General features: G+C 62.1%; 31 protein-coding genes. 13 read left to right on the forward strand and 18 right to left on the reverse strand.

Annotated features, from left to right (window positions below; translation table 11 throughout):
- Positions 1 to 66 precede the first annotated feature (66 nt).
- From ACSQ2A_RS18410 to ACSQ2A_RS18435, 6 genes are all read left to right on the forward strand, one after another.
- Positions 67 to 603 (forward strand): methylated-DNA--[protein]-cysteine S-methyltransferase, encoded by a 537-nt coding sequence (locus ACSQ2A_RS18410; protein ID WP_436073401.1) that lies wholly within the window; start codon positions 67 to 69, stop codon positions 601 to 603.
- 4 nt (positions 604 to 607) lie between these two features.
- On the forward strand, positions 608 to 1,492 hold the full coding sequence (locus ACSQ2A_RS18415; protein WP_436073402.1) for a CHAD domain-containing protein: 885 nt from the start codon (positions 608 to 610) through the stop codon (positions 1,490 to 1,492).
- A gap of 2 nt (positions 1,493 to 1,494) precedes the next feature.
- Positions 1,495 to 1,962: a CYTH domain-containing protein gene (locus ACSQ2A_RS18420; protein WP_436073403.1), complete on the forward strand. Its 468-nt coding sequence runs from the start codon at positions 1,495 to 1,497 to the stop codon at positions 1,960 to 1,962.
- Between the two features lie 103 nt (positions 1,963 to 2,065).
- Positions 2,066 to 2,821, forward strand: coding sequence for an SDR family NAD(P)-dependent oxidoreductase (locus ACSQ2A_RS18425; RefSeq protein ID WP_436073404.1), 756 nt, complete (start codon positions 2,066 to 2,068; stop codon positions 2,819 to 2,821).
- 52 nt (positions 2,822 to 2,873) lie between these two features.
- The gene (locus tag ACSQ2A_RS18430) at positions 2,874 to 3,422 is read left to right on the forward strand and encodes a winged helix-turn-helix domain-containing protein (protein WP_436073405.1); all 549 of its coding nucleotides are present in this window, start codon (positions 2,874 to 2,876) and stop codon (positions 3,420 to 3,422) included.
- A gap of 72 nt (positions 3,423 to 3,494) precedes the next feature.
- On the forward strand, positions 3,495 to 4,397 hold the full coding sequence (locus ACSQ2A_RS18435) for a DMT family transporter (RefSeq protein WP_436073406.1): 903 nt from the start codon (positions 3,495 to 3,497) through the stop codon (positions 4,395 to 4,397).
- Here ACSQ2A_RS18435 and ACSQ2A_RS18440 read toward each other — a convergent pair.
- Together ACSQ2A_RS18440 and ACSQ2A_RS18445 are read right to left on the reverse strand one after the other, a co-directional pair.
- On the reverse strand, positions 4,381 to 4,947 hold the full coding sequence (locus ACSQ2A_RS18440; RefSeq protein ID WP_436073407.1) for a gluconokinase: 567 nt from the start codon (positions 4,945 to 4,947) through the stop codon (positions 4,381 to 4,383). The genes ACSQ2A_RS18435 and ACSQ2A_RS18440 overlap by 17 nt on opposite strands.
- Positions 4,916 to 5,686, reverse strand: a complete 771-nt coding sequence (locus ACSQ2A_RS18445) for an SDR family oxidoreductase (RefSeq protein ID WP_436073408.1) — start codon at positions 5,684 to 5,686, stop codon at positions 4,916 to 4,918. The genes ACSQ2A_RS18440 and ACSQ2A_RS18445 overlap by 32 nt, the downstream gene beginning before the upstream one ends.
- 222 nt (positions 5,687 to 5,908) lie before the next feature.
- Between ACSQ2A_RS18445 and gndA the strand changes: the two genes are divergently transcribed.
- Entirely contained in the window at positions 5,909 to 7,327 is a 1,419-nt protein-coding gene (gene gndA / locus ACSQ2A_RS18450; protein ID WP_436073409.1) for an NADP-dependent phosphogluconate dehydrogenase, read from the forward strand.
- 1 nt (position 7,328) lies between these two features.
- On the opposite strand, the gene ACSQ2A_RS18455 is transcribed toward gndA, so the two are convergent.
- The 6 genes from ACSQ2A_RS18455 to ACSQ2A_RS18480 all read right to left on the reverse strand — a co-directional run bounded on the left by ACSQ2A_RS18455 (position 7,329) and on the right by ACSQ2A_RS18480 (position 11,573).
- Complete coding sequence (locus ACSQ2A_RS18455) at positions 7,329 to 7,793, reverse strand: DUF2214 domain-containing protein (RefSeq protein ID WP_436073410.1); 465 nt, start codon at positions 7,791 to 7,793, stop codon at positions 7,329 to 7,331.
- 2 nt (positions 7,794 to 7,795) lie between these two features.
- Positions 7,796 to 8,188 carry a DUF6152 family protein gene (locus ACSQ2A_RS18460; RefSeq protein ID WP_436073411.1) on the reverse strand — a complete coding sequence of 131 codons (393 nt, stop codon included), beginning with the start codon at positions 8,186 to 8,188 and terminating at the stop codon, positions 7,796 to 7,798.
- 77 nt (positions 8,189 to 8,265) lie between these two features.
- Positions 8,266 to 8,748, reverse strand: coding sequence for an N-acetyltransferase family protein (locus ACSQ2A_RS18465; protein ID WP_436073412.1), 483 nt, complete (start codon positions 8,746 to 8,748; stop codon positions 8,266 to 8,268).
- The gene (locus tag ACSQ2A_RS18470) at positions 8,726 to 10,057 is read right to left on the reverse strand and encodes a TCR/Tet family MFS transporter (RefSeq protein WP_436073413.1); all 1,332 of its coding nucleotides are present in this window, start codon (positions 10,055 to 10,057) and stop codon (positions 8,726 to 8,728) included. Before ACSQ2A_RS18470 ends, ACSQ2A_RS18465 begins: the two co-directional genes overlap by 23 nt.
- A gap of 83 nt (positions 10,058 to 10,140) precedes the next feature.
- Positions 10,141 to 11,319 (reverse strand): FAD-dependent monooxygenase, encoded by a 1,179-nt coding sequence (locus ACSQ2A_RS18475; RefSeq protein ID WP_436073414.1) that lies wholly within the window; start codon positions 11,317 to 11,319, stop codon positions 10,141 to 10,143.
- An 8-nt stretch (positions 11,320 to 11,327) separates the two neighbouring features.
- Positions 11,328 to 11,573: a zinc-finger domain-containing protein gene (locus tag ACSQ2A_RS18480; RefSeq protein ID WP_295411716.1), complete on the reverse strand. Its 246-nt coding sequence runs from the start codon at positions 11,571 to 11,573 to the stop codon at positions 11,328 to 11,330.
- A 279-nt stretch (positions 11,574 to 11,852) separates the two neighbouring features.
- Here ACSQ2A_RS18480 and ACSQ2A_RS18485 point away from each other — a divergent pair, with 279 nt between their 5' ends.
- The 3 genes from ACSQ2A_RS18485 (at position 11,853) to ACSQ2A_RS18495 (ending at position 13,862) form a co-directional block, all read left to right on the forward strand.
- Complete coding sequence (locus ACSQ2A_RS18485; RefSeq protein ID WP_436073415.1) at positions 11,853 to 12,623, forward strand: alpha/beta fold hydrolase; 771 nt, start codon at positions 11,853 to 11,855, stop codon at positions 12,621 to 12,623.
- Between the two features lie 81 nt (positions 12,624 to 12,704).
- Complete coding sequence (gene cysE / locus ACSQ2A_RS18490) at positions 12,705 to 13,529, forward strand: serine O-acetyltransferase (RefSeq protein ID WP_295411718.1); 825 nt, start codon at positions 12,705 to 12,707, stop codon at positions 13,527 to 13,529.
- Between the two features lie 114 nt (positions 13,530 to 13,643).
- Positions 13,644 to 13,862, forward strand: coding sequence for a DUF3126 family protein (locus ACSQ2A_RS18495; protein ID WP_035083286.1), 219 nt, complete (start codon positions 13,644 to 13,646; stop codon positions 13,860 to 13,862).
- Between the two features lie 22 nt (positions 13,863 to 13,884).
- Here the strand turns inward: ACSQ2A_RS18495 and ACSQ2A_RS18500 are convergent, their stop codons facing one another.
- The gene (locus tag ACSQ2A_RS18500) at positions 13,885 to 14,532 is read right to left on the reverse strand and encodes a hypothetical protein (protein ID WP_436073416.1); all 648 of its coding nucleotides are present in this window, start codon (positions 14,530 to 14,532) and stop codon (positions 13,885 to 13,887) included.
- A gap of 108 nt (positions 14,533 to 14,640) precedes the next feature.
- Between ACSQ2A_RS18500 and ACSQ2A_RS18505 the strand changes: the two genes are divergently transcribed.
- Complete coding sequence (locus ACSQ2A_RS18505) at positions 14,641 to 14,961, forward strand: DUF6949 family protein (RefSeq protein WP_295411720.1); 321 nt, start codon at positions 14,641 to 14,643, stop codon at positions 14,959 to 14,961.
- A 106-nt stretch (positions 14,962 to 15,067) separates the two neighbouring features.
- On the opposite strand, the gene ACSQ2A_RS18510 is transcribed toward ACSQ2A_RS18505, so the two are convergent.
- From ACSQ2A_RS18510 to ACSQ2A_RS18520, 3 genes are all read right to left on the reverse strand, one after another.
- Positions 15,068 to 15,694, reverse strand: coding sequence for a transglutaminase-like cysteine peptidase (locus ACSQ2A_RS18510; protein WP_436073417.1), 627 nt, complete (start codon positions 15,692 to 15,694; stop codon positions 15,068 to 15,070).
- A gap of 153 nt (positions 15,695 to 15,847) precedes the next feature.
- A complete protein-coding gene (locus ACSQ2A_RS18515; protein ID WP_295411722.1) occupies positions 15,848 to 16,453 on the reverse strand; it encodes a PilZ domain-containing protein in 606 nt (201 codons plus the stop codon).
- A gap of 205 nt (positions 16,454 to 16,658) precedes the next feature.
- Positions 16,659 to 17,312, reverse strand: a complete 654-nt coding sequence (locus ACSQ2A_RS18520) for a PAS domain-containing protein (RefSeq protein ID WP_295411723.1) — start codon at positions 17,310 to 17,312, stop codon at positions 16,659 to 16,661.
- A gap of 181 nt (positions 17,313 to 17,493) precedes the next feature.
- Between ACSQ2A_RS18520 and ACSQ2A_RS18525 the strand changes: the two genes are divergently transcribed.
- Positions 17,494 to 18,228 (forward strand): rhomboid family intramembrane serine protease, encoded by a 735-nt coding sequence (locus ACSQ2A_RS18525; protein WP_295411724.1) that lies wholly within the window; start codon positions 17,494 to 17,496, stop codon positions 18,226 to 18,228.
- A gap of 190 nt (positions 18,229 to 18,418) precedes the next feature.
- Positions 18,419 to 20,212 carry a hypothetical protein gene (locus ACSQ2A_RS18530; RefSeq protein ID WP_436073418.1) on the forward strand — a complete coding sequence of 598 codons (1,794 nt, stop codon included), beginning with the start codon at positions 18,419 to 18,421 and terminating at the stop codon, positions 20,210 to 20,212.
- Positions 20,213 to 20,360: 148 nt separating this feature from the next.
- Here the strand turns inward: ACSQ2A_RS18530 and ACSQ2A_RS18535 are convergent, their stop codons facing one another.
- From ACSQ2A_RS18535 to ACSQ2A_RS18560, 6 genes are all read right to left on the reverse strand, one after another.
- Entirely contained in the window at positions 20,361 to 21,737 is a 1,377-nt protein-coding gene (locus ACSQ2A_RS18535) for a phosphomannomutase (RefSeq protein ID WP_436073419.1), read from the reverse strand.
- A gap of 19 nt (positions 21,738 to 21,756) precedes the next feature.
- Entirely contained in the window at positions 21,757 to 22,188 is a 432-nt protein-coding gene (gene arfB / locus ACSQ2A_RS18540) for an alternative ribosome rescue aminoacyl-tRNA hydrolase ArfB (RefSeq protein ID WP_295411727.1), read from the reverse strand.
- Between the two features lie 15 nt (positions 22,189 to 22,203).
- A complete protein-coding gene (locus ACSQ2A_RS18545) occupies positions 22,204 to 22,428 on the reverse strand; it encodes a hypothetical protein (RefSeq protein ID WP_295411728.1) in 225 nt (74 codons plus the stop codon).
- A gap of 1 nt (position 22,429) precedes the next feature.
- On the reverse strand, positions 22,430 to 24,418 hold the full coding sequence (gene thrS / locus ACSQ2A_RS18550) for a threonine--tRNA ligase (protein ID WP_436073420.1): 1,989 nt from the start codon (positions 24,416 to 24,418) through the stop codon (positions 22,430 to 22,432).
- A 193-nt stretch (positions 24,419 to 24,611) separates the two neighbouring features.
- Positions 24,612 to 24,923, reverse strand: a complete 312-nt coding sequence (yidD, locus tag ACSQ2A_RS18555; protein WP_436073421.1) for a membrane protein insertion efficiency factor YidD — start codon at positions 24,921 to 24,923, stop codon at positions 24,612 to 24,614.
- Positions 24,923 to 25,375 carry an iron-sulfur cluster assembly scaffold protein gene (locus ACSQ2A_RS18560; protein WP_436073422.1) on the reverse strand — a complete coding sequence of 151 codons (453 nt, stop codon included), beginning with the start codon at positions 25,373 to 25,375 and terminating at the stop codon, positions 24,923 to 24,925. Before ACSQ2A_RS18560 ends, yidD begins: the two co-directional genes overlap by 1 nt.
- Between the last annotated feature and the right edge of the window lie 68 nt (positions 25,376 to 25,443).

Here is a 25,443-nt window from a genome sequence, read left to right on the forward strand (position 1 = left end):
CTAGCAGAGGTTTTGCCATTTGACCAAGCGTTTGCCGCGCCCCGGCCTGCGCGCTATGATGGCCTCATGCACAGCACCACTTTCGCAACTGCGCTCGGCGAATTTGCCCTGGTCTGGACAGACCGCGGCATTCGGCGCGTCTTCCTGCCCGGCGGCGAGCCGGCGGAGGTGCAGGAGCGTCTTGCAAAACTGGGTGCGGAACCCGGCACCCCAGATCGCGCCATTGCCGCTGTCCTCGATCAAATCGAGGACTATGCCGATGGCCAGCAGATCGATTTTTCCGCCACGCCCCTCGATCTGGAAGGCGTGCCCGATTTTCATCGGCAATGCTACGCGATCCTTCTCACCATCGGCTGGGGCGCCACGAGCACCTATGGCGACATAGCCCGGCAATTGGGCGATGTCGGCCTGTCGCGCGCTGTCGGCCAGGCAATGGGGGCCAATCCGATCCCGCTCATCATCCCGTGCCATCGCGTTCTTGCGGCCGGCGGCAAGGCAGGGGGCTTTTCTGCTCCCGGCGGTACGTCGACCAAGCGAACCATGCTGGCGCTGGAGGGTGTCAGCCTCGGCGCTCCCCCCGGCCAGATGCGGTTCGTCTTCTGAAGCCATGGGGTTCTCTTTCAGCCAGCGCAGCCGAGTAGCCCGTCAGGTGCGCAAAATTGCCGCCGAGCAGGTCGAGGCCGCTTTGGTGGAGAGCCGGGCGGACGGTGATTTCGACAAAACCGTCCATGGGCTGCGGCGGCGCTGCAAGAAGATCCGCGGCTTGCTGCGGCTAGTGCGTCCGAATTTTCCCCATTTTGACAAGGAGAACGCGGCCTTTGGCAATGCCGCCGATGCGCTCTCAGCTGCTCGCGACGCTGCCGTCATTCTCGAAACCTTCGTTGCCCTCGAAAAGCAAGGCGCGCTGAAGGCAGTCTCAGCCGAAACGACCGAGCGACTGCGCCGGAAACTCGAGGAAAACGCGCGCCAGGTGGCCAGCGAGCAGGATCGGGCGGCGCTGCTCATCGGCTTTGGTGATGCCATGGTTGCGGCGCAGCAGCGCATCGAGCGCTGGACCGTCAAGGGCAGGGGCTTTGCCTTGCTCGCGCCCGGCCTCGGCAATACCTATGCGCACCTCCGCAAGCGCATGAAAGCAGCGGAACGGACGGGCCACGACGAGGCCTTTCACGATTGGCGCAAGGACGCCAAGGGCCACTGGTTCCATGTCGGTCTCTTCGAAGACTGCGCCCCCGACAGGTTGGGCGCGCGCCGGGATCAATGCGATACGATGGGCGAGTATCTCGGCGATCATCACAACCTGGCCGTACTGACCGAGCGCCTTACCGCGCTTGCCGGCCCACTTGACGAGTCGCTGGCAAAGGTGATCGACGAGCGCAAGGCAGTCCTCGCCGGCAAGGCCTTCGCCCTAGGCCGGCAACTGACTGTCGAAAGCCCCGCCGAACTGGTCGCCCGGTTCGAAAAATTCTGGAAGCTGCTTCCAAAGGACACCTGAATATGGCCCAGGAAATCGAGCGCAAATTCCTCATATCCGGCGACGGCTGGAAGTCGAATGTGGAAAGCTCGGCCCGCCTGCAGCAGGGCTATCTGTCGACCAGCGCCAAGGCCACCGTTCGGGTACGCATCTATGACGACCGCGAGGCCGTCCTCACGCTCAAAGGCAAGCCCGAAGGCATCGCCCGCGCCGAATTCGAATATGCCATTCCGCTCGAAGATGCGCGCGAACTGATGGAAATGGCAAAGCCCAACATCATCGAGAAGCGCCGCTACCAGGTGCCCTTCGAGGCTCATACCTGGGAAGTCGACGTCTTCGAAGGCCAGCATGCCGGCCTTGTCCTCGCCGAGGTCGAGATGGGCTCGATCGATGAGCATGTCCATCTGCCGGCGTGGCTTGGCCGCGAAGTGTCGGATGACGATCGCTACGCCAATGCCAGCCTGTCGCGAACCCCCGGAATTCCCGAATAACTGCGAATTCCGCTTGAACAGTTCGTTCAGCGCATTTGATCTCGATCATGGTTGTGCTGTCGCAATGGGCGCATATCTCCAGGGGAACCAACAGGAGAATGCTATGTCCCAGGATTTTGCAGGCAAGGTTGCGTTTGTAACGGGCGGTGCTTCTGGCATCGGCGAAGCCGTGGTCAAGCAGCTCGCGGCGCGCGGAGCCAAGGTCGTGGTGGCCGATCTCAAGCTCGATGGTGCCCAGACTGTCGTTGATGCGGTCAAGGCCGCTGGCGGCGAAGCAGCCGCGGTTGCGGTCGATGTGTCCAAGGTCGATCAGGTCGAAAAGGCCGTGCAGTTCGCCATCGACACCTATGGTTCGCTCAATCTCGCAGTGAACAATGCCGGTATCGGCGGCAAGGCTGCCAAAGCCGGGGACTACACATTCGAAGACTGGCACAAGGTCATCGACGTCAATCTCAACTCCGTCTTCTATTCCATGAAGTACGAAATCGCCGCCATGCTGAAAGCGGGCGGCGGTGCCATCGTCAACATGGCCTCCATTCTCGGCACCAATGGCTTTGCCAATGCGCCTGCCTATGTCTCGGCCAAGCATGGCGTGGTCGGCCTCACCAAAGCCGCGGCTATCGACTACGCCAAGGAAGGCATCCGCGTCACTGCCGTCGGTCCCGGCTTCATCGAAACACCGCTCCTCGGTTCGGCAACACCCAAGGAAGTTTTCGATGGCCTGCGCGCCCTGCATCCGGTTGGCCGCCTGGGCCAGTCCGACGAGGTCGCTGCGCTGACCCTCTTCCTCCTCTCCGATGCTGCCTCCTTCATCACCGGGTCCTATCACCTGGTGGATGGCGGTTACGCAGCGCAGTAATCGGTTCCCGGGCCTCCCGTCCTGAGCTAGGTCTTGGGGCGGGAGGTCCGAGATGCTCATTAGGGTCGCCGATCTCGAAGCCATTCGCGATGCGCGGATCGATACTCAGTTCCGCCGCTGGAAGCGGCCCACCGTCAAGGCAGGCGGCACTTTACTGACCGCTGTTGGCTTGGTTGCCATCGATGAAGTCGATCCGGTCAGCCTAGACGCCATCAGCGCCGAAGATATCAGCCGCGCCGGTTTCCAGGATTTAGCTGCCCTTGCAGCCGCCCTCCGAGGCGAGGGGCAGCTCTATCGCATACGCCTGCACCTTGCCGGCGATGACCCGCGGATTGCCCTCAGAGAGGCCGTCGACAAGCTCGATGGGATCGCACCGAAGCTGGCACGGATGGATGCCGCCCAGCCCTGGACCCGGGCCATCCTGACCATCATCCGCGAAAATCCCGGTGTGTCCGCCCAAATCCTGGCCGATCGCCTCGGCATGGAAAAGCAGCTCTTCAAGACCCGCGTCCGCCGCCTGAAAGCCCTTGGGCTCACGGAGAGTCTCGAGGTCGGCTATCGCATCGCGCCGCGTGGTGCTGCGGTTCTCGACGCCACCTAAATCATTGATCCGGCTTGCGGGGCAGGGGGCACACCCTTAGACAGGGTGCATCCTCGCCTTGTGACCCCGCCCATGCCCAAGCAGAATATCGCCGCCGCCCTCTGGCTTTCGACGGGCGGGCTTGCCGTCATGTCCGCCATGTCGGCGGCCATCCACGAAGTCGCCGGCACGGTGCCCACCGGCCAGATCATCTTCTGGCGCAGCTTTGTGGCCCTTGCGCCGACGCTGATCTATCTCGCCCTTCGTCGCGAGCTCGGCCAGTCCGTCCGCACGCGCTACCCACACAAGCATCTGGTGCGCGGGCTTCTCGGCTGCGCGGTGATGTTCTTTTCATTCGCGTCGCTGCGCTATCTCTCGGTGGGCCTGGCGACCGCGCTGACCTATCTGGCGCCAATCCTCTCGATTGCCGCCGCCATGCTTTTCCTGCGCGAGCGGCCCAGGGCAACCATCTTTGTCGGCGTGGTGCTCGGCTTTGCCGGCATCCTGCTCATGCTCTATCCGACACTGGTCGGGGCAGAGCTGCGTGATGGCACGTTGATCGGCATCGGCGCGGGCATCGCCATGGCCGCCACCAATGCGCTCTCCCGCGTGCAGGTAAAAGATCTCACCCGCACCGAACCGCCCGCCAGCATCGCGCTGTCCTTTGCGCTCATCTGCTCCGCCGTCGGCCTTGCTTCGGCGCTGTTCGGCTGGGTCGAGCTGCAACCCCAGGAATTTGCTCTCCTCGCCGGCGCCGGGCTTCTCGGTGGGCTTGGCCATGTCCTGCTGATGGAATCGGTCGCCCGCGCGCCGGTATCGGTGCTGGCACCCTACGAATATACCGGCATCATCTGGGCCTTTGGCTTCGACCTCGTGCTGCTGGGCAATGTGCCGACGCCCTGGGCTCTGGCCGGTGCGCTGGTCGTCGTCGCCGCTGCCGCTGTCGTGGCTTACGGGCAGGGGCGTTTCGGTCGACGCGCTACTGCCAGCGCTTGAAACTCTTGAGATGGCCGAGCGATCCGGTAACCGTCGTGACAATGCGATTGACCGGGTCGGTCACCGGCACCACCATCACATTCTCAACCGCAGGATCAGGCACTTCTAGCGTCGCAAACTGGCTGTCGAGCAGGCTCGTCGGCATATATTCGTGGCTGCGCTTGGCCATCCGCTCGCCGATCACTTCCCGGCTGCCATCGAGATAGACGAACAGCACCGGCTCGCCGGCCTTTTCCGTAATGAAGTCACGATAGGCCCGCTTCAGTGCCGAACAGGCCCCAACCGCTACGCCTTTCTTCTTCTCCGCCGCTTCCTTCAGCGCCGCTGCCAGCGCTTCCAGCCAGGGCCAGCGGTCCTCATCGGTCAGCGGAATACCGGCGCGCATTTTCTCGACATTGGCTTCCGGGTGATACTTGTCGCCATCGAGAAACGGCGCGTGCAAAGCGCGCCCGAGCGCCGCGCCCACGGTTGATTTCCCGGACGAGCTGACGCCCATCACGATGATGATCCGGGCTGGTTCAGACAACTGCGGTGAAGGCGCCATCGACATAGAGAATGTGTCCGTTCACGAAACTGGAGGCATCGGATGCGAGGAAGATTGCGGCTGGGCCCAGTTCTTCCACCTCACCCCAACGCCCCATCGGAGTACGCTGTTCCACCCAGGCATTGAAGGCCGGATCGGCAATTAGCGCCTCATTGAGGTCAGTCTTGAAGTATCCCGGCGCAATGGCATTGACGTTGAGCCCCTTGCGCGCCCAGTCCGCCGCCATGCCGCGCGTCAGGTTCGCAATCGCTGCCTTGGCCGCGCCATAGGGCGCCGCAGTCGGCCGCGCATGATCGGTCAGGATCGAGCAGATGTTGATGATCTTGCCGCGACCGCGCTCGATCATGCCCAGCGCCACGGCCTGGCTGACCGAAAAGGTCGCCGTCACATGCGTCGCCATGATCTTCTCGAAATCATCATGCCGAAAGGTTTCGAGCGGCCCCCGAATCTGCATCCCGGCATTGTTGACCAGAATATCGATCGGCCCGATTTCGCTTTCGCAATGCCGCACCGCCTCGCCGACGCTTTCCGGGCTCGTCACATCGAAGGCGAGGGCGGTTACATCCGCTCCGGTCTCCGCCAGATCCGCCGCAGCGGCGCCCAGCGCCACCTCGTCGCGCGCGTTGAGCACGATCTTCGCGCCGGCCCCGGCCAGTGCCTTGGCCATGGCGAAGCCCAGCCCGCGGCTCGACCCGGTTACAAGGGCCCGCCGGCCCGTCAAGTCGAATGGCGAGCGTTCGGTCATGGGTGTTCTTCCTCTGTGCCTCCCGCCTTCTTAGCCATCCGCCACGCTGCAAGGCAAGCCATGGTCAAATCTTCCATACAAGAATGTGAAATGGTCGAAATTTGCGCGATCCGCACTTTCCTCGTCTTGCGCTTTATGGTCATTGTCGCCGCCGAGTGCTATGCACCCTGCGCATGGCCCAAAACGCCTCGGATGGCGACGAGACCTCGGAAGGAAAGCTTCATGGCAACTGCGGATATCGGGCTGATCGGCCTGGCGGTTATGGGTTCGAACCTGGCGCTGAATATCGCCGAAAAAGGCTACACCGTTGCCGTGCACAACCGCTCGGCCGGCCGCATCGACGAGTTCGTCGCGGAAGCCAAGGCACAGGGCCTCGACCAGAATACCATCCCGAAGTACGACCTTGCCGAATTCGTGCAGGCAGTGAAGGCACCGCGCTCGATCATCATCATGGTCAAGGCCGGCCAGCCGGTCGACGACATGATCGAGCAGCTCCTGCCGCACCTGTCGCCGGGCGACGCGATCATCGAGTGCGGCAACTCGCTCTATACCGATACGCAGCGCCGCTTCGACTACCTCAAGCCCAAGAACATCGGCTATCTCGGCGTCGGCGTTTCCGGCGGTGAAGAAGGCGCTCGCCATGGTCCCTCGATCATGGTCGGCGGTTCCAAGGAACAGTGGTACAATGCCGAAGCGGTCCTTACCGCGATCGCGGCCCAGTTCAACGGCGAGAGCTGCTGCGCTTATCTCGGCGAAGGTGGCGCCGGCCATTTCGTCAAGATGATCCACAACGGCATCGAATATGGCGACATGCAGATGATCGCCGAAATCTATGGCGTGATGCGCGACGGCCTCGGCATGTCGGCCAAGGAATGCGCCAATGTCTTCAAGGAATGGAACAAGGGTCCGCTCAATTCCTACCTGATCGAAATCACCGGCCACGTTCTCGACGCCGTTGATGACCAGACGGGCAAGCCCCTCGTCGATCTCATCCTCGACAAGGCCGGCCAGAAGGGCACGGGCATGTGGTCCGCCGTCGTCGCCCAGCAGATGGGCGTGCCCGCCACCGCCATCGAAGGCGCTGTCGCCGCGCGCTCGCTGTCCTCGCGAAAATCCGAGCGCGTCGCCGCCGAAGCCATCTATGGCAAGCCGAACCGCGCCAAGACCGACGTGACCCTGGCCGATCTCGAAAAGGCGCTACTCGCCGGCAAGATCGTTTCCTACGCTCAGGGCTTTGCCGTCATCAACAAGGCCTCGGAAGAATTCGGCTGGTCGCTGCCGCTGGCAACGATCGCAAAGATCTGGCGCGCCGGCTGCATCATCCGCTCGCGCTTCCTCGACCAGATGTCCTCGGCCTACGCCAAGGGCGAAGCCACCAATCTGCTCGTCGTGCCCGACTTCGTCGGCATCATGAAGGATAGCCACCCGAGCCTGCGCAAGGTCGTGGCCGCCGCCTCCGTCGGCGAATTCCCGATGATCTGCCTTTCGGCCTCGCTGAGCTACTTTGACAGCTACCGCCAGGCCCAGGGTACGGCCAACCTGACGCAAGGCCAGCGCGATTTCTTCGGCGCTCACGGCTTCGAAATCGAAGGCCGCGGCAGCGACCTGCACGGCACCTGGCCGAGCACCCTCGGCAAGTAAGCTACAAAAATCCGATCCAGCGGCCCGCAACCAGGGCCGCGATCCACAGACCAGCGGACGCCGCCGCCTGCACCCGCAGGCGTGCGGCGATTTCGTTGGTAGCTATCGCGTCGCGCCAGGCCCTGCTGCGGTCTACCGCGACCGCGTTGGCCACGGCGACAAGGACAAGCCCGATCTTGCTCAGGAAGGCGGGGTTGTCGGCATAGTCAGCCGGCCGCACGCTGAAGAGCACGATGCCCGTCAGAACGGCAACGACGACGCCGAGCTTCGCAGTGCCCGAAAGAAACGGCCCGAGTATCGTGAGCGGCACCGTCTTCGCCCAACCAAGCACCCGGGCGTCGAGCGCCAGGATCGGCCCGAGGATCAACCCGATTCCCAGGATATGAGCGGCATTGACGAAGAGATAGAGCGTCGAGGATTGCCGCAACGCCACGGCGCCGGGCCAATGCGACAGCGCGTCCCACATGCCTATTGGGCCGGAATGCGATCAGGATAGATATCGTAGACCTTGTCGCCGATGGTGATGCGAACCGCCTTCATGCGCGGCGAACCGTCGGCATCGCGATTGCCGAGCGCGATGATTTCCTGCCCGACCTCGGCTGCGCCTTCGACAAAGCCCGAGCGTTCGGTCAGGGTGGGATTGCCCAGTTCCACGGTCCATATTTCACCCTCGGCATCCACCTCGATAATCGGGTGGGGCGGAGCGATGGTTATGCTGGTAATCGTGCCGGTCAGCTCGATCATGCCGGCCTCGGCCCAACTCCAGCCATGGTGGGCGAGGGCCGTGCCGGCAAGGGTGGTCGCGGCAAGGATGGCTCCGCCAAGGATCAGGGAGCGGCGACCAAATCGGGGCAGCGTCATAATGATCTCCTGTCGTGCGTCATGCACGCCAGCAGTCTGCGCCTGCTGCTCCCCGAGCGGCAGTCACGAAGGCGCGATTAGAGTGCCTTGAACATCACGTAGCTGTCCACATAGCCGTGAACCGGATGTTTGAACGCCAGCGGCAGCGTGCCGACGATCTCGAATCCGAGCTTCTGCCACAGCGCAACGGCCCGTGTATTCTTCGAGACCACGTGGTTGAACTGCATGGCGCGGAATCCGTGTTCCTTCGCCACCACCTGCGAATGCTCGCACATGCGCCCGGCAATGCCTTTGCCCTGTGCTTGAGCCGAAACCATGTAGCCGCAATTGGCCACATGCGCCCCACCGCCACGCTGGTTGGCCTGCAGGTAATACGTGCCGAGGATGACACCTTCGTCCTCCGCCACGAAAACCTCGTGCGCCGGCAGGAACCAGTAGTCGAGCACCTGCTGATCGCTCAGGTCTGTGTCGATGGCATAGGTTTCGCCCGCGCGCAGCACGGGTCCCACGATGCCGAGGACGGCCGTCCGGTCGGTTTCAGTTGCGGGTCTGATTTCCATTCTCGTCCTCGATGGGAGCTACGCGCAATTGGCCCGGTGGTGGCAGGTCCGGCACATGCGGGTGGTCGGCGACACTTGGCCGGTGCGTCAGCTCGAATTTCCAGGCGGCAATGCCGAAAATAACGAGAGAGATGGCCACGGCAATGCCGCAAGCGACGAACGGGGCTCCGGGGAAATAGTGCCCGGTTTCTGGCGCGCTCGTATAGTAGGAGAAGATCTGCGTCGCCCCGAGCGGGCCGATGATCGTCGCCAGCGAACTCGCCGCATTCACCGCGCCCTGCAGTTCGCCTTGGCCATTGTCCGGCACCTGCCGGGACAGCACGCCATTGATCGCGGGCGGCGCGAGGCCGCTCACGGTTCCGACCGCGATGAAGAGGTAAAGCTGGTAGACGTCGGCGGAAAAGGCGATGCCGGCAAAGGCCGTTGCGGCGAACAGCAGCCCGACAATCCCCACGGCCGGCTCACCGATTCCTTTCGAGAGCGGTCCAGCCAACACAGCCTGGCTGAAGGCAAAGCCGATGCCGAAGGCCCCCAATGTGCGGCCGATGGTGGAAGAGGTAAAATTGAACACCTCCACCGTGAAATAGCTGAAAATCGTCGGCAGGGCCTGCGTCGCGAGCTGCAGGAAGAAGAGCACCGCCAGCAGCCACAGCACCGACGGATATTGCCGCAGCGCCATCACGGCGCCCAGGGGATTGGCCCGCTTGATATTGAACTTGCGCCGATTGGCCTTCGGCAGGCTTTCCGGAAGCACCAGCAGCCCGAAGAGGAAATTGGCGAAGGCGAGACCCGCCGCCGCAAAGAACGGCACGCGTGGACCAAGTTCGCCCAGCTCGCCGCCGATGACAGGACCGATAATGAAGCCCAGCCCAAAGGCGGCGCCGATAAGACCGAACCGATGCGTACGCTTATGCGGCGGGGTGATGTCGGCCATATAGGCCGTTGCCGTCGCCAGTGCAGCGCCGGCAATGCCGGCGATGATCCGGCCGATGAACAAGTACCAGACGAAGGGCGCGATCGACATCATCAGGTAGTCGAAAGTCAGCCCCAGCAGCGACGCCAACAGCACCGGCCGCCGCCCGAACCGGTCCGACAAATTGCCGAGCACGGGCGAAAACACGAACTGCATCAAGGCATAGGCGAAAACCAGATAGCCGCCGATAACAGCTGCATTGGCAACGCTGCCGCCCGTCAACTCCTCCAGCAGCTCGGGCAGCACGGGCACGATGATGCCCACGCCGATCATGTCGAGCAGAATGGTGATGAGGATGCAGGCAAGGGTCAGTCGGGAGCGTGTCGCAGCTTGCATGCGGTATTCCGTTCCCTTTCAACCACCTAACCCTAGTGTCGCGCAATTGACACGGGCCGCCCCTGCAACGCAAGGGCTGGCAGCTAGTGCGATATGTCGCCCGGCGCTACGTCATATCCGTAGATCCAGCCCAGCCTGTCGAGATGGGCGCGCCGCCCCTGCAACCGCATGACCGTGTCCCGCGCGACTGATAGCGGCCATCTCATATGAAAAATACGGCCATTGCTGGCCGAAAGATTCGCTACGCGGGCGACTCTATGTTGCCGAAGAGCAGCGTAACGCGCAAAGGCGGATTCTGGTTCGGTGTGCTCGACCAGCAGCGGCCCCAGCGTTGCCGCATCCTCGATGCCCATGGCAGCGCCCTGCGCCTGGAACGGCACCATGGCATGTGCCGCGTCGCCAATGATGCCAATATTCCCACGGTGCCAGACGGGTGTTGTCACCGTGTAGAGCGGCCACGGCGTCCAGCTTTCGCCGGCAGCAGCCAGAATCACGCCGAGTGCACCTTTGCCCTTCAGTTTGGGCTTCTTGGGATTGTCCTCCGCCTTGCCCGGCAGGAACAGAGCCAGATTGACCTGCTTCCGGTGCGGCAGCGGATAGCAGACGAGATGATGGCCCGAACCGAAGAACACCGAGACGCGATCTCCAGCGATTTGGCTCGCGATCGAATCGGCCGGCACAAGAGTGCGCCAGGCAACGCGCCCACCAAATTGCGCTTCCGGACCTTCCAGCAACTGCCTACGCGTCTGCGAGTGGACACCATCGGCCCCGATGAAGGCATTGGCGCGCGTCGTCCGCGTCTGGCCATTGGCCTCGTCTACGGCAACGGTGACGCCGCGCGCATGGGAAACCACGTCCCAGCCGCGAACGCCAAAAATGATGTCGATATTGGCAAAGCGTCGCGACGCCTTGTAGAGCGCATCGGCCAGATCGGCCCGGTGCATCACGGCATAGGGCGCGCCAAAGCGCTGCTCCATGATCTCGCCGAACTCCATGCTGAAGAACGGCTTGGATTGCCCGTGCTGATAGGTGTCGAGCGCGGTCGGTTCCAGCGCAATCCGGGACAGGGAGTCAGAGAGGCCCAGCCGGTCGAGAACGCGGCGCGCATTAGGGCTGATCTGGAGGCCGGCCCCGGCCTCCTGAATCCCAGTATTGCGTTCGAGCACAACCACCGTCGCCCCGAACTTTGCCAGGGTCAGCGCCAGCGTAAGGCCGGAAATACCCGCTCCGGCAATGACATAGTTACGGCCCGTGGCGGGCATGGTCAAACTCAGGCAGCGTGCGCCTTGAAGATCGCGGAAGCGGGGTTGGCGTTACCTTCGCCCAGCTCCGGCTTATAGACATAGAGCGTCGAGCAATAGGAACAGACCGCTTCGTTGTCCTTGCCCATATCGATGAAGATATGCGGATGATCGAACGGGGGCAGGGCGCCGACGCACTGAAACTCCTTGGAGCCAACCTCGATGCTGCGGAGGCCTTCGGTGTTGTGGAAATGGGGCGTGGTGCCGTGTGCCATGGTCAAACCTGTGGGGTCGGTATTTTGCGCCGGACCATAGCCAAGTGATGCTCCGAAAGAAAGAGGTTCGGGGCGCGGAGTTTGCCGCACCCCCACCCTCATTCCCTCCCCACAAGGGGGAGGGAGCCGCTTGCCTCAGTCGTCGCGGTTCCATCGTCTCCCTCCCCCTTGTGGGGAGGGATCAAGGGTGGGGGTATGCGGCAAGGCGCAGAAACAGCCGTGACTCACTGGCACACCCACGCCGAGCCAGCTAAACACTCCCGCAAAAGGAGCCCGCCCATGCCCCAATTCCAATCCAGCGGATATTCCCTCGCCTACGAAACCGCCGGGAACGGGCCTGCAGTGCTCTGCATTCACGGCTTTGCCTCAAGCGGCAAGGTCAACTGGATCGACACCGGCTGGGTCGAGACCCTTGCTGGTGCGGGCTACAAAGCCATCACCTTCGATCACCGTGGCCACGGCCAATCGGACAAGCCACACGATCCCGACGCCTATTATCCAGAGCGGATGATGGAAGACAGTCTCGCTCTCCTCGACCACCTCGGCGAAAAGCGCGTTGCGGTGCTCGGCTATTCCATGGGCGCCCGCGTCGCCGCCTTCCTCTCCTTCAATTATCCAGAGCGCGTCGCCGCCGCCATTTTCGGCGGCATGGGCATGAATCTCATCAACGGCCTGACCGACGGCAACGACATCATCGCCGGTCTGCGCGCTCCGCGCCTTGCCGATCTGACTCATCCGACCGCGCGCCAGTTCCGCATTTTCGCCGACCACACCGGCTCGGACCGCGAGGCACTCGCCGCCTGCATGGAAACCTCGCGCCAGCCGATGGCGCGCGCCGACGTCCGGCGAATCGAGGTTCCCGTCCTCGTTGCCGTGGGGGAAGCCGACGAAATGGCCGGACCACCGGAGCCGTTGGCTGAATTGCTCCCGCACGGCGAGGCCTTCACCATCCCCAAGCGCGATCACATGCGCGCTACCGGCGATACCAAATTCAAGGCGGCGGCCCTGGAGTTTCTAAGCAGGACATTTCCCATTCCCCCGCAACCGTGAACCAAAGTGCGCGTCAGGGCTTTGTGTTGAACAACCAAATGCCTTATATCGGTAAGTCTCGATAAAGCGGAGTTGGACGCCATGAGCGGCAATGCCCAGAAGTCGGCGCAGATCAAATCGGTTGATCCCGTTTGGGAAGCCGTGCGCGTCGGCGCTCGTCAGATCATCGATTCCGATCCCGCTCTCGGGCAGATGGCATTGACCACCGTGCTCAACCACGATTCCTTCGAGGAAGCGCTGGCGCATCGCCTTGCTTCGCGCCTCGACCATGAAGACGTTTCGGCCGACATCATCCGCCAGACCTTTGCCGAAGTGCTGCGCGACAATCCGACCATCGGCGAGTCCGCCCGCGTCGATCTCGCTGCCACCCTCGAACGCGATCCCGCCTGCCACCGGGCCATCGAGCCCTTGCTCTATTTCAAGGGCTACCAGGCCATCCAGACCCATCGCTTCGCCCATGCCCTGTTCAAGGCCGGTCGCCGCGATTTCGCTCTCTACCTCCAGAGCCGCGCCAGCCAGGTGTTCCAGGTCGACATCAATCCCGCCGTCCCCATGGGCAAGGGCATCATGCTCGACCATGGCACTGGTCTCGTCATCGGCGAAACGGCCGTGGTCGGGGACAACGTCTCCCTGCTGCAGGGTGTCACCCTCGGTGGCACCGGCAAGGCCGATCAGGATCGGCACCCCAAGATTGGCAATGGCGTCCTCATCGGTGCTGGCGCCAAGGTTCTGGGCAATATCCGCGTTGGCGATTGCTCGCGCATCGGCGCCGGCTCGGTTGTCCTCAAGGAAGTGCCGCCGCGCACCACCGTTGCCGGTGTACCGGCCAAGGTGATCGGCGAAGCTGGCTGCGCCCAGCCGGCGCTGGTCATGGACCAGATGGTGCTCGTGCACGACAACGGCTGACCGGCAGGGCAAGTCTTTGCCGCAGGTTGTCACCGCTAAAATGACAGTGCCGGGGGTTGCCAGCGGCCCGTGAGGCACTAGATTGCGCGCCAACCCAACAGCAGGACGATTGCCGTGAACCATCCCGAAATCATCAAGCTGCAGAAATTCCTGCAACGCATGTTCAACAACAAGAACATCGACGTCCGTCCGCGCGCCAAGCTCAACGACTCGGTGGAAGTCTTCATCGGCGATGAGTCGATCGGCCTCATCCACGTCGACGACGAAGACGGCGACAAGTCCTACATGTTCTCGATGTCGATCCTCGATATCGATCTGGACGATATCGACTGACCACTTTTGATCGGCGCCGACACTAGTTGGCGCCGATCCTTTCCAGCCACTGACCCATTTCCGCGTCGAAATCGCGCCAGGCTGGCAACAAAGTCTCGTCAAAGCTGTAAATGGCCGCAAGGCCGCTCGCCAGATGCACGGTGCGGACGCATTTGTCCGGCGCATCCGCCTCGATGGCGTCTATGCACTTGGCGACAAAAGGTTTTGGCGCCAGCGCGTCATACCAGATCGCTTCCCCAGCATAGCCATTGCCCTCGAGCTTCTGTCCGATGAGCCCCGGCACGCCCATTTCCGTGCCCTTGGCGAATTGGTGCACATAGACGCTATCGAGCAGCTCGCTGCTGGACTTCGCCCGGGATCGGGGCAGGAGCGTCACGTCGACCCGGCCAAGCGGCAATTCAACCGATAGATCGACCTGGCTGACAAAGCCGCTCTGCATCTGCTCGCCGAAGCGGAACCAGTTCTTGGGGATCGTCAGTTCGCGCCCGCCGACGGTCTGCGCCAGCGCCTCGCCATCATCGAGCGATGGCGCCTTGCGTCCATCCGATCGGCCCGCTTCATCCACAAGATAAGCAATGCCCAAAGCGGCCAGCATGACCACCAGCGCAATGCCCGCCAGGTTCTGCATAAGCCCGGAATTGCGGGGTTCGGAGCGCGGCAAGGCAGTCATGGCCAGCGTTAACCAGTTTTCTGAAGCGGAGGTGACACATCACTTCAGCCGCAATATGGTTACCAAAGAATTAACGTTGCCGTGGGTCGGCGGCATAGGAGGGCAGGGATGACGCGCGAACTTTTGCTTGCGGCGTTCATCATGGGGGTGGGGCTGTGCATTGCGGGCGCCGGGACGCATCTCTATCAGGCGCTGTCCCGCCAGCAGGCCATGCTCCGCATGGATGGACGAAGCCTTGCCGGCGCTGCCGGGCACCTGGTGATGAGCATCATCTGCGGGCCATATATCATGCTGCACATGGGCTGGCAGCACGAAGACAACAGCACCCTGTCCATGACCTCGGCGCTTATCGGCGCCCTTGTCGGCTTCAGCTGGGCCTTTGTCACCGGCCTCTTCTTCATGAGCCTCTACGTCTTCGCCATTCGCTGAAGCGAAGAGGCGTTCTCGAATACAACAAGGCCGGCCTCGCTGTGGCGAGAGCCGGCCTTGTTCATCAGGTCCCTATCAGGGATTCTTGGGGCGGGACCCGGAAAACCTAGTTGTTGGCCGCCACGATCGTCATGCGATCATCGAGCATATCGACCCACTGGCCGGCATGCGCCTGGGATTGGCGTTTGAGATATTGGTAGGGCGTTTCATTCCAGACGCGCACTGCGCTTTCCTGGTTGTCGAGCACCAGGTCGCCACGATCGGTCCGCACCATCAGCACTGCATGGCCGCTGCCATCGCTCTGCCGCACCACGGCGATGAGAAGCGTGCTGGGCGACCAGCCGGCCTCGATCAGCGCCTGGCGCTTGGCGAGCACGAAATCCTCGCAGTCGCCATACCCGCTCGTCGGATAGGTCCAGAACTCTTCCACTTGATAGAGTTCCTGATCCGTCACCGGAATGATGGTCTGGTTGTAGTGTGCATTGATGGAAACGAGCTGCTGCCAGTTGCCTTCGGTCAAGGTAACGGCGGCCTCGACGGCGCCATTAGCCTGGCATTCGCCGGGACGTGACCGGCAGAAATCCAGATGCCCAACCGGAATGGACGTATTCGTGCTCGCAACCTGCACATAGGCTGCATTGGTAAAGTCGATAGCCGCACTGGGTTGTGCCCAGCTTGCGAGCGCTGCAGTGGCCAGACTTGCCACCATCAGACGCCTATTTCGGATTGCCATAACGCGATCTCCCTGATGGAGACCACGCTAAGGGGGCCGACTTGCCCCGGTCCGAAAACTGCCGAGCAGTTTTTATGCGTGTTTTAGGATAGTTTGATCTGTCTTTTAGCGGCCGAGGTAAGGACGCGTTTACGCTAAGGCTGAGCCCTCAGGTCAGTTCATCACGCGCAGGTTCTGCTGCACGACATTGAGCATTTCCTGCGCCGCCGCAAATTCCACGGCCACGCCATTCTGGAAGTGCCGCACGACGCGTGCGCGCATGCGGCCAAGCGTGATCGGCGTTCCCATGGCCGGACGCACATCGAGTTCGATGGCCGCGCCCGAGAGCGAAATGTCGATGATCTTGCAATTGTAGCGCCGTCCATCGTCAAGAACGACGGTAGAATGCCTGAGATCGGGCACAACGCGTTCATGCCGGCGATCTTCCGGCAGGTTGAGCACGTCCTTGTTGGCCAGCCAGGTGAGCTGCGCCGCCATCTTGTCGCGCTTGCGCGGCGTGGCCGCGATATCCATCAGGAAACCGCCGTCGACCTGCTTGAGAATGGTGCCTTCAATGCGGCCCATATGGTCGAGATAGGCAATGATCCGCTCGCCTTCGATCCCCGGCACAGGCGCAATCACCACGGCATCGCCGGGCGACATTTCGAGAACCTGACAGGGAAATTCGCGCCGATCGGCCAGCATATAGCGGCCAAGGATGGAAACCTTGACACGCTGAAACCGTCCTTCTTGCGCACGAGGCTGCGAAGGAGAGGGCATGCGTGCTGAATCGAGATCGTCACTAAGCATGCGTTCACCGGTCCCCGCCCGCACGTAAAAGTGCAAGCATCGTAACGATTCTCGGTTAACGCTTGGTTGGTGTCGGGGCGCCCGGGCTGGTCGGTGCGAGGTTTCTTTCAGACGAAACCGAAGCCCTGACAGAGAGATAAACGCGCGACCCGGCAAAGCCCGATCGCGCCAGATCTTAGTTCCGGCCGCCGTCGATCACGGCGAGGTGGGCATAGCGGCGTGCGCTGCGACCATAAAGCGTCGTCGGCATAGCCATGGTCGACGCCGCCGGAGCAAAGCCGATGTCGTTCACGACGCTGGCGGCAACATCAGGCATCGATTCCTCGCGCGGCATTTCATCCGGCCAGATCAGGCGCAGGCCGGTGATCCGCTGCTCGGCGATCGGCTGCACGCCAAGCCAATAGGGCTCTTCCGTCGCCGTCATGCCGCCCAGAATGCGGGTGTGGCTCGAACCGTTGTGGCGCAGCGGCATCAGGATCATCTCAAAGGATGTCTTGGTGTGGAGCGCGGTCGAACCCTGGAAAGTTACAAGCGCCACGGCATGATCTTCCGTCACGGCGCGGATCAGTGTTTCCATCGCATCCTGGTCGCGGTCGTGCCAGAGCGCGGAGAAGGAGCGGCCCTTCAGTTCACGGCAATAGCTGGTGCAAAGGTGCGAACCGGCGAGGCGGAAGGAGAATTTGTCCTCGTCATTGAGTTCGAGGATGAAGGTATTGGCAAGCGCTTCGCGAATGCGGGTCGGGTCGATGTCCTTGCGATCGGGCGCGCTGCGGGCGCCACGAATCGTGTTCCAATAGGTATAGAGCGTATTCGTGCTCGGCATCTGCATGGTAGGACCCGCTTGTTCATAAGCGGCATCCTATCTCCCCAGAGAGTCTCGCCGCACCGACGACAATGGCAAATCGGCAGGGCGATTGCCCGCTTAAACATTAATTAAGGTTAACGCTGCTGTCCCAATGTGGAAAAGCTTTGCGGAAGCCGCGCTGCGTAGGGTTTTAGGGAGAAAAACGATGAGTGAACCCGAGCAGATGCCCGGTTCCCAAGGCCGCCCACCGCGCGAGCCTATCTTCCTTTTGCCCAATGCCGTGACTGTTCTCGTCGGCATTCTCGCAGTGATTCACCTGGCGGCAACCATGGTGCTTAACGAGGCTGGGCAGACTCAGCTCTATTTCTGGTTCGCCTTCCAGCCCCTGCGTATCGTTTTGGCACCGCAGGATATCTCCGTCGCGATTCCCTTGCTCTGGACGCCGTTCTCCCATGCCTTCCTCCATGGCGGCTGGGATCATCTGCTCGTCAACGTCGCCTGGCTCGTCATCTTTGCCAGCCCGGTTGTCCGGCGCTATGGGGCAGGGCCCATGCTGGCCATCTTCCTCGTTTCGGCCGCCGCTGGCGCCGCGGCCTTTGCTGCTACCTCGCTCTATTCCGGCGCGTATCTCATCGGGGCCTCTGGCGGCGTCGCCGGGCTCACCGGTGCCGCAGTCCGGTTCATCTTCCAGCCGGTCCTCTATGCACAGCATCCCGAGACCGGCCAGCGGGTGGTGCTTGGCCGGCGTCTCGCCACTTTGCGCGAAGTCTTCATCAACCCGCGCTCGCGATTCTTCACGCTGATCTGGCTGATCCTCAACGCCGCCGTGCCTCTGGCGCCACTTCTGATGGGCGCCAGCCTCGGCGTCGCCTGGCAGGCGCATTTGGGCGGGTTCTTTGCCGGCCTGCTGATGGTGGGGCTTTTCGAGCGGAAGCACTAGCGCCGACTGGCGTCGAGGCATCAGCGGACACGGCCAGTCCCTGGCGCAATACCAAAAGCCTTGCGCGACACATTCCAAACGCGCCCGTCACACCACTTGCATTTGCCTGCCCGAAAATAGGCCTATATGCCTTAACACCGAGACAGTTGGGCGGCATGGTGCAGACTCCGCCTGCAATTGGGAGAAAAACATGTCTTTGAACGTCGTCACCAGGCGTGGCCTGGCAGGGATCGCCGCAGCATGTCTGGTCAGCGTGGCACTCCCTGCCGCTCCCGCCATGGCACAGAAAACGAAATCCAAACCCGCCGAGCAGACGGTCGCATCCGAGCCGGCGGAATTCGCCGTTTCCATCCCCAGCGTGGACGCCGTTGATTCCAGCATCGATGCCGACACCATCAAGGCGATCCTGAGCGGTGCGCTTGTCGAGAATGCCGATGCGCTTGCTGGCCTCAATGCCACCAGCATCACCGTTCCCGAAATCATCCTCACGGTCACTTCGACCGTCGATGGCGTGAAGGAAGACGGCGTTCTCACCTTCAACAATCTGATCCTCGAAGACGTGGTCGACGGTGTTGCTGCCAGCGCCAGTCTCGAAAGCTCGACCTTCGAGGTCCCGGACGGTCATGCCGAAATGGGTAGCACCTCGGCCACCAATTTCAACATTGGCGGTATGCTGGGCATCTATGGCCTCGTCGATGGCGGCGGCTCGACCGAGATGGAGACCCTCTATGCCGATTTCCTTATGGAAGGCGGCACGTTCGAAGCGGAAGAAGTCAGCTGTGAATTCGGCCCGGTGAGCGGCGCCGAAGTGCGCGGCCGTCCGATCGAGACGTCCTTCGTCGAGATCATGACGCTGGCCCAGCAGATGGAAGACGACCCGGAAATGGCCGATCCGGCCCTGATGGGCAAATTCATGCGGATGTACGCCGACATCCTGACCGCCTTCGAAAGCTCGGAATTCACCTTCGAGGGTTTTTCGTGCTCCGGCACGGATGACGAAGGCCGCCCGATGAATGTCGAAATTGGCAATGTGATCATGGCCGGCATGTCGCCGGGCATCTATCCGCAGATTTCGATGGATGATTTCCTGATCAATGTTGAAGGTGATGGCTCGATCACGCTCGGCAATTTCACCATCAAGCAGTTCGACCTGTCTTCCACGATCGCTGCCCTCGCCGGCGCTCCGGAAGAAGTGGATGAAGCCTGGCTCGAAGCCAATGCCCGTTCGCTGATTCCCGCTTTTGATGGCTTCTCGTTCTCTGGCCTTGCCATCGACATTCCGGATCCGGATGCCGACGGCGAACGCATCGTTGCCGATGTCGACGAGTTTGACCTGTCGCTCGCCAGCTATATCAACGGCATCCCCAGCGTCATCGACGCCTCGGCCAGCGGCATTCGCGCCGCACTGCCCGAAGATACCCAGGACGAACAGCTCCAGCAGCTCATCGCCCTCGGAATCACCGACATCGATGCAGGCTTCCGCCTCGCCGCCGCCTGGAATGCCGATACCAGCAGCATCGACGTTGAAGAAGTCTCCGTTTCCGGTGTCGACCTCGCAACCGTCGTTCTCTCCGGCACCATCGCCAATGCCACCGAAGCCCTGTTCTCGCTCGATGAGGACGAGGCACTGATGGCCAGCATGGGCGTCGCCATCAAGGCGCTCAACCTCGACGTCACCGACGCCGGTCTCTCCGACATCATCCTGGCCGTCGCCGCGGCAGAGCAGGGCGCCGACCCCGCAACCTTGCGGCCGGTCTTCGCGGGTCTGGCCGAAGGCACCATCATCGGCATGATGGCCGGTGCTGCCGATGCCGCCAAGCTTGGCGCGGCGATCAACCAGTTCGTCAGCGGTTCGGCCAAGTCCCTCAATATCGGCATCGAAGCCAAGACCGACCCCGGCCTCGGCATGGTCGACTTCATGACCGCCGAAGAAGACCCGACGACCCTGATTGGCAAGGTCAACATCACCGCCTCGGCGAAGTAAGCAAACAAAAGGGGCGGCCATTGGCCGCCCCAAATGTTTCAGCAATTCGCTACCTGCGATCTCCCACCACCCACGGTGTCATCCCCGCGAAAGCGGGGATCTCTGTTTCCAGCCCGCTTTCGCGGGAATGACGCAGTTGCTTGGGTAGTCAGCGAACCGCCTTCTCCAGCGCCGCCATCGACCAGGCCAGCAATTCCTTCGCCCGCGCTTCCGTCCCAGCCTCCACATAAGACCGCAACTCCGGCGCATTCCCCGACGCCCGGAAATGCACCGTCTCGCCACCCTTCAAGTGAAACTGTAACCCATCGATCGCATTCACATCAGCGATCTCATGCGGCGCAAACACCTCCGCCGCATAGCCGCCATCCGTCTGCAACCGCTTCAGAAACGCCGAGCTCCGCTCACCCGACACTTCCTGCAGGCGATCCGCGACAGCCACTTGCAGCGGCAAGCGCTGCACCAGCTCCGCCACCGAAATCCCGTCCTGTGCCGCGAGGCCCAGCGCCGCAATCACCGGCAGAATCGCATCCCGCGTCGGCAGCGCCGTCAGCTCAAAACCGGCACCCACAAACGTCCCGCCATTGGCCTCAAAGCCCACGACGGCATCCGCCGCGTCCATGCCCGCGACCACGAAGGGCGAGCCCACGCGCGTGCGAACGACTTGATCAAAATATCCCGTCCGCTCGATCGCCGAATTGGACGTCACTGGCGTCACAACCACCTTCGCCCCGAGGAACCGCGCGGCCAACAGCCCCAGCGCGTCCCCACGTACGAAATTGCCCTTGCCATCCATCACCAGCGGCCGATCCGCATCGCCATCGGCTGACACGATCGCATCCAGTCCATGCTCGCGAACCCAGCCGGGCAGGGGCGCAAACAGCTTGTCAGAGAACGCCTCTGTATCCACCGGCACGAACACATCGCTCCGCCCCAACGAAACAATCTCCGCCCCGAGCGCCGCCAGCACCTCACCAATCAGGTCGCGCGACACCGTGGAATGCTCGAAGACGCCAATCTTCCAGCCATCCAGCGCGCCCTTGGGCAACAGCGCCACGCAGCGCACCCCATAAGCCTTCAGCGTCTCGTCGTGCTCGTCCTTGGCGCCATGCGCCGCATCCGGCACATCTGCGTCAGACAGCGCGGCCACAATCCCCGCCTCGTCGTCCTTGCTGACCTCGCCGGCCGGCTTGTAAAACTTCAGTCCATTGCGATCCGCCGGAATATGGCTCCCGGTAATCATCACCGCCGCGCTACCGGTCTTCATCGCCTGCAAAGCCAGCGCCGGCGTCGGCACCGCGCCACAATCGACTGGCTCGAACCCCGAAGCCGCAATTGCCCGAAGGCAGTCCTCGGCAATCGCCGGGCTCGACGGCCTGAGGTCATACCCCACCAGCACGCGCCCACCCGCCATCTGCCCCGAAGCCTGCAAATGCCGCAAGAACGCCGCCACGTAACGCCGCGCCGGCTGCCCCTGCAGGTCGGTCACAAGCCCGCGCACGCCGCTGGTTCCAAATTTCAGGCTCATGAAAAAGTCCTTGAATAAACTAGTCGTCGACCCGCGGTCGCCCACGGCCCTGCTTCACGCCCGAACGCGTGGTCTTGGCATCAAGCCGCCGCTTTTTAGAAGCCAGAGTAGGGCGCGTAGCAATCCGCGGTTTGGGCACATAGGCGCCCGCCTTCAGCAATTCCACCAGCCGCTCCAGCGCATCGGCGCGGTTCATCGGCTGGTCGCGGTGATTGTTTGCGACAATGACGATAACGCCATCCTTGGTCAGCCGGCTGCCCGCCAGCGTGCCCACGCGCCGCTTCATCGCATCTGAAATACTGGGGGAATTGGCGAGGTCGAAGCGCAGTTGCACCGCGCTTGCGACCTTGTTGACGTTCTGCCCGCCGGCTCCGGTGCCGCGGACGAACGTTTCCTCGATCTCGCTGGGATCGATGGAAACGGTGCGGGTTATGGCAATGCGCTCAGCCAACAGCCCGCCCCGTCCTTATCGCTTCCAGCGTCCGCTGAAATAGACCTCTTCATCATGGATGATGCGGCCTTTTTCGGTCGTCCGGAATTTGCCCGGCTCGGCCTCTTCCACCCATTTCTTCTTCAGCATGCCGGCAAAGGTCTTTTCGCCGATATCCTTGAAGTCATCCGGGCCGAGGACATTGTCCTCGCCCAGATGATAGAGCGCCTTCATTTCGCGGTTGGACGGACGCTGCGGCATCTCAGGCTGCCTGCGCCTTGTCCTTGAGATCCGGCGGGGTTGCCTCGGCGAGAAGCGAAACGATCGCTTCCATCGATGGCAGAACCTGCTGGCCCTCGGTGCCGAGACGACGCACGGAAACCGTGCCTTCCTCGGCCTCACGCTTGCCCACCACGAACATCAGCGGCACCTTCTGCACCGAGTGCTCGCGCACCTTGTAGTTGATCTTCTCGTTGCGGGTGTCGAGTTCGGCACGAATGCCCACGGCCTTCAACTGGTTCACCAGCTTCTGACCATATTCATCCGCTTCCGAAACGATGGTCGCAACGACGACCTGGGTCGGCGCCAGCCACATCGGCATCTTGCCGGCATGGTTCTCGATCAGGATGCCAATAAACCGCTCGAGCGATCCAAGAATCGCGCGATGCAGCATCACGGCAAACTGCCGGCTACCGTCCTCGGCCACATAGGTCGCGCCGAGGCGCTCTGGCAGCACATAGTCGAGCTGCAGCGTACCAACCTGCCAGGAACGGCCAATCGCATCCTTGAGATGGAATTCGAGTTTCGGCGCATAGAACGCGCCTTCGCCTTCGGCGATCTCGAAGTCATAGCCGGTCGCGCGCAGGGCATCGCCCAGCGCCTTCTCGGCCGCATCCCAACGCTCGATCGTGCCGCCGAATTTCTCCGGCCGCGTCGCGAGCTTGATGACGACATTGTCGAACCCGAGATGCCCATAGACCGAGTAGAGCAGGTGCACGAAGTGCTCCGTCTCGCTCTGGATCTGGTCCTCGCGGCAGAAGATATGCGCGTCGTCCTGCGTCATCTGCCGCACGCGCATCAGGCCGTGGAGCGCACCATGGGCCTCATTGCGGTGACAGCAGCCAAACTCGGCCATGCGCAGCGGCAGGTCGCGATACGACTTGATGCCCTGGTTGAAGATCTGCACGTGGGCCGGGCAGTTCATCGGCTTCAGAGCCAGCAGGTCGCCTTCGTTCTCGAAGATCGGCTTGTCATCTTCCGTGCTCGGCACCTGGTCGGGCACCACGAACATGTTTTCGCGATACTTGCCCCAGTGGCCGGACTGCTCCCAGAACTTGGCATGCATCAGCTGCGGCGTCTTCACTTCCACATAGCCCGAGGAATTGAGACGACGGCGGATATACGCTTCCATCTGGTTGTAGATGACGAAACCGCGTGGATGCCAGAATACCGAGCCCTGCGCCTCTTCCTGCAGATGGAACAGATCGAGGTCACGGCCAATCTTGCGATGGTCGCGCTTCTCCGCCTCTTCCACCATGGTCAGGTAAGCGTCGAGCTCTTCCTTGGTCGGGAAGGCGGTACCATAGATGCGCGAAAGCACCGGGCGATTGCTGTCGCCACGCCAATAGGCACCGGCCACCTTGGTCAGCTTGAACGCCTGGCCGACATCCTTCACGGTCCGCATATGCGGGCCGCGGCAGAGGTCCTTCCACTGGCCCTGGCCATACATCTTGATCGACTGGTCAGCCGGAATGGCGTCCACCAGCTCGACCTTGAAGGCCTCGCCCTTGGCTTCGAACCAGTCCTTGGCCTGGTTGCGCGTCCACACTTCCTTGGTGAAGGCCGCACCGCGCTCGATGATTTCGCTCATCTTCTTTTCGATGATGCGCAGCTCATCTTCCGTGAACGGCCCGGCCTGACGATAGAAGTCGTAGTAGAAACCGTTCTCGATCACCGGACCAATGGTCACCTGCGTATCGGGCCAGAGTTCCTGCACGGCCTCGGCCAAAACGTGAGCCGCGTCGTGACGAATGAGTTCGAGCGCATCCTTGGAACCGGAATCACGCGTCACGAACTCGATCTGGCCATCGGCGTCGAGCGCATCCGAAAGGTCGGAGAGCACGCCGTTCCAGCGCATGGCAATGGTCTTCTTGGCCAGGCTCTTGGAGATCCCTTCGACCACGGTGGTGCCGGTGGTGCCGCGCGGAAATTCGCGAGCTGCACCATCGGGGAACGTCACCTTGATCGACATTTTCAGTCTCCAGAAATTGGAATTATGCAGCGCCAATCGCTGCAAGGCGGCCTGAATAGCATGCTTTTCGCGCCGTGCCAGCCCTTGAAGGACAAAGCAGACACTGCGCGGGTCCCTCAGTACCGGCCCCAGCTATTCGACGAAGGGGAGCGAGGATTTCTTTGCCGTCGGGTAGGTCCGGCGGGCAGAGGCGTCACTTCCACCGGCCATAGGTCCACGGCAGATACCACCGTGCTTCGTCAGGCACAGCCTCCGGCACCGGATCATAGCCATGCGTTCCACCTGGCCGGCAACGGACGAACCGCGACAGCCCCATCCAGCCGCCCGGCCAGAATCCGAATTGCCAGATCGCATCGCGCGTATATTCCGAACAGGTCGGCAGGTGCCGGCAGGTCCGCCCGGCGAAAGCGGAAAGGGTGTAGCGATAGATCGTGATCAGCAAAATCGCCGCGAGCTTGAACGGAAAGTCGACCGCCCGCAGCACATAGGAAGCAATGTTCTGCATCAGGATGTCGATGCAACGATTTGTTTTGTCGATCTTTTCTCTATCGCATCGACAACGGCATCAAACACCAGCAGCGTCGAGGCGTGCCGCGCCGGAAACTCCCGCACCGGCTCGAGGTAAGCCAGGTCCGACCATTTTCCGTCCGGTGGCGTCCCGTCGGCCTTCAGCATTTCCCGCATTTGCCGCGCCAGCGCCAAAAAATCGTCAGCCCGTGTCCCGACGATCTCGCGCGCCACAATAGCCGCCGAGGTCTGCCCCAGTGCACAGGCCGAAACCTCGTGCCCATAGCCGGTGATCACACCGTCGGTCACAACGATATCCACCTCGATCACCGAACCGCAGATGCGGCTGACTTTTCTCGACGAGGCATCTGGCGCAGGCAACCGGCCGGGTTGCAATGCGTTTCCGGCAATGTCGAGAATCTTGTCCGAATAAAGCTCGCTTAGCGCCATGAAGGAAATCTGACTTCTTGTTCCCGTCTTGTACGCCTTCTATATAGATGGTCCGACACGGACTGCCA

The sequence above is a fragment of the Devosia sp. LjRoot3 genome (assembly GCF_964252865.1).
Lineage (GTDB): Bacteria > Pseudomonadota > Alphaproteobacteria > Rhizobiales > Devosiaceae > Devosia.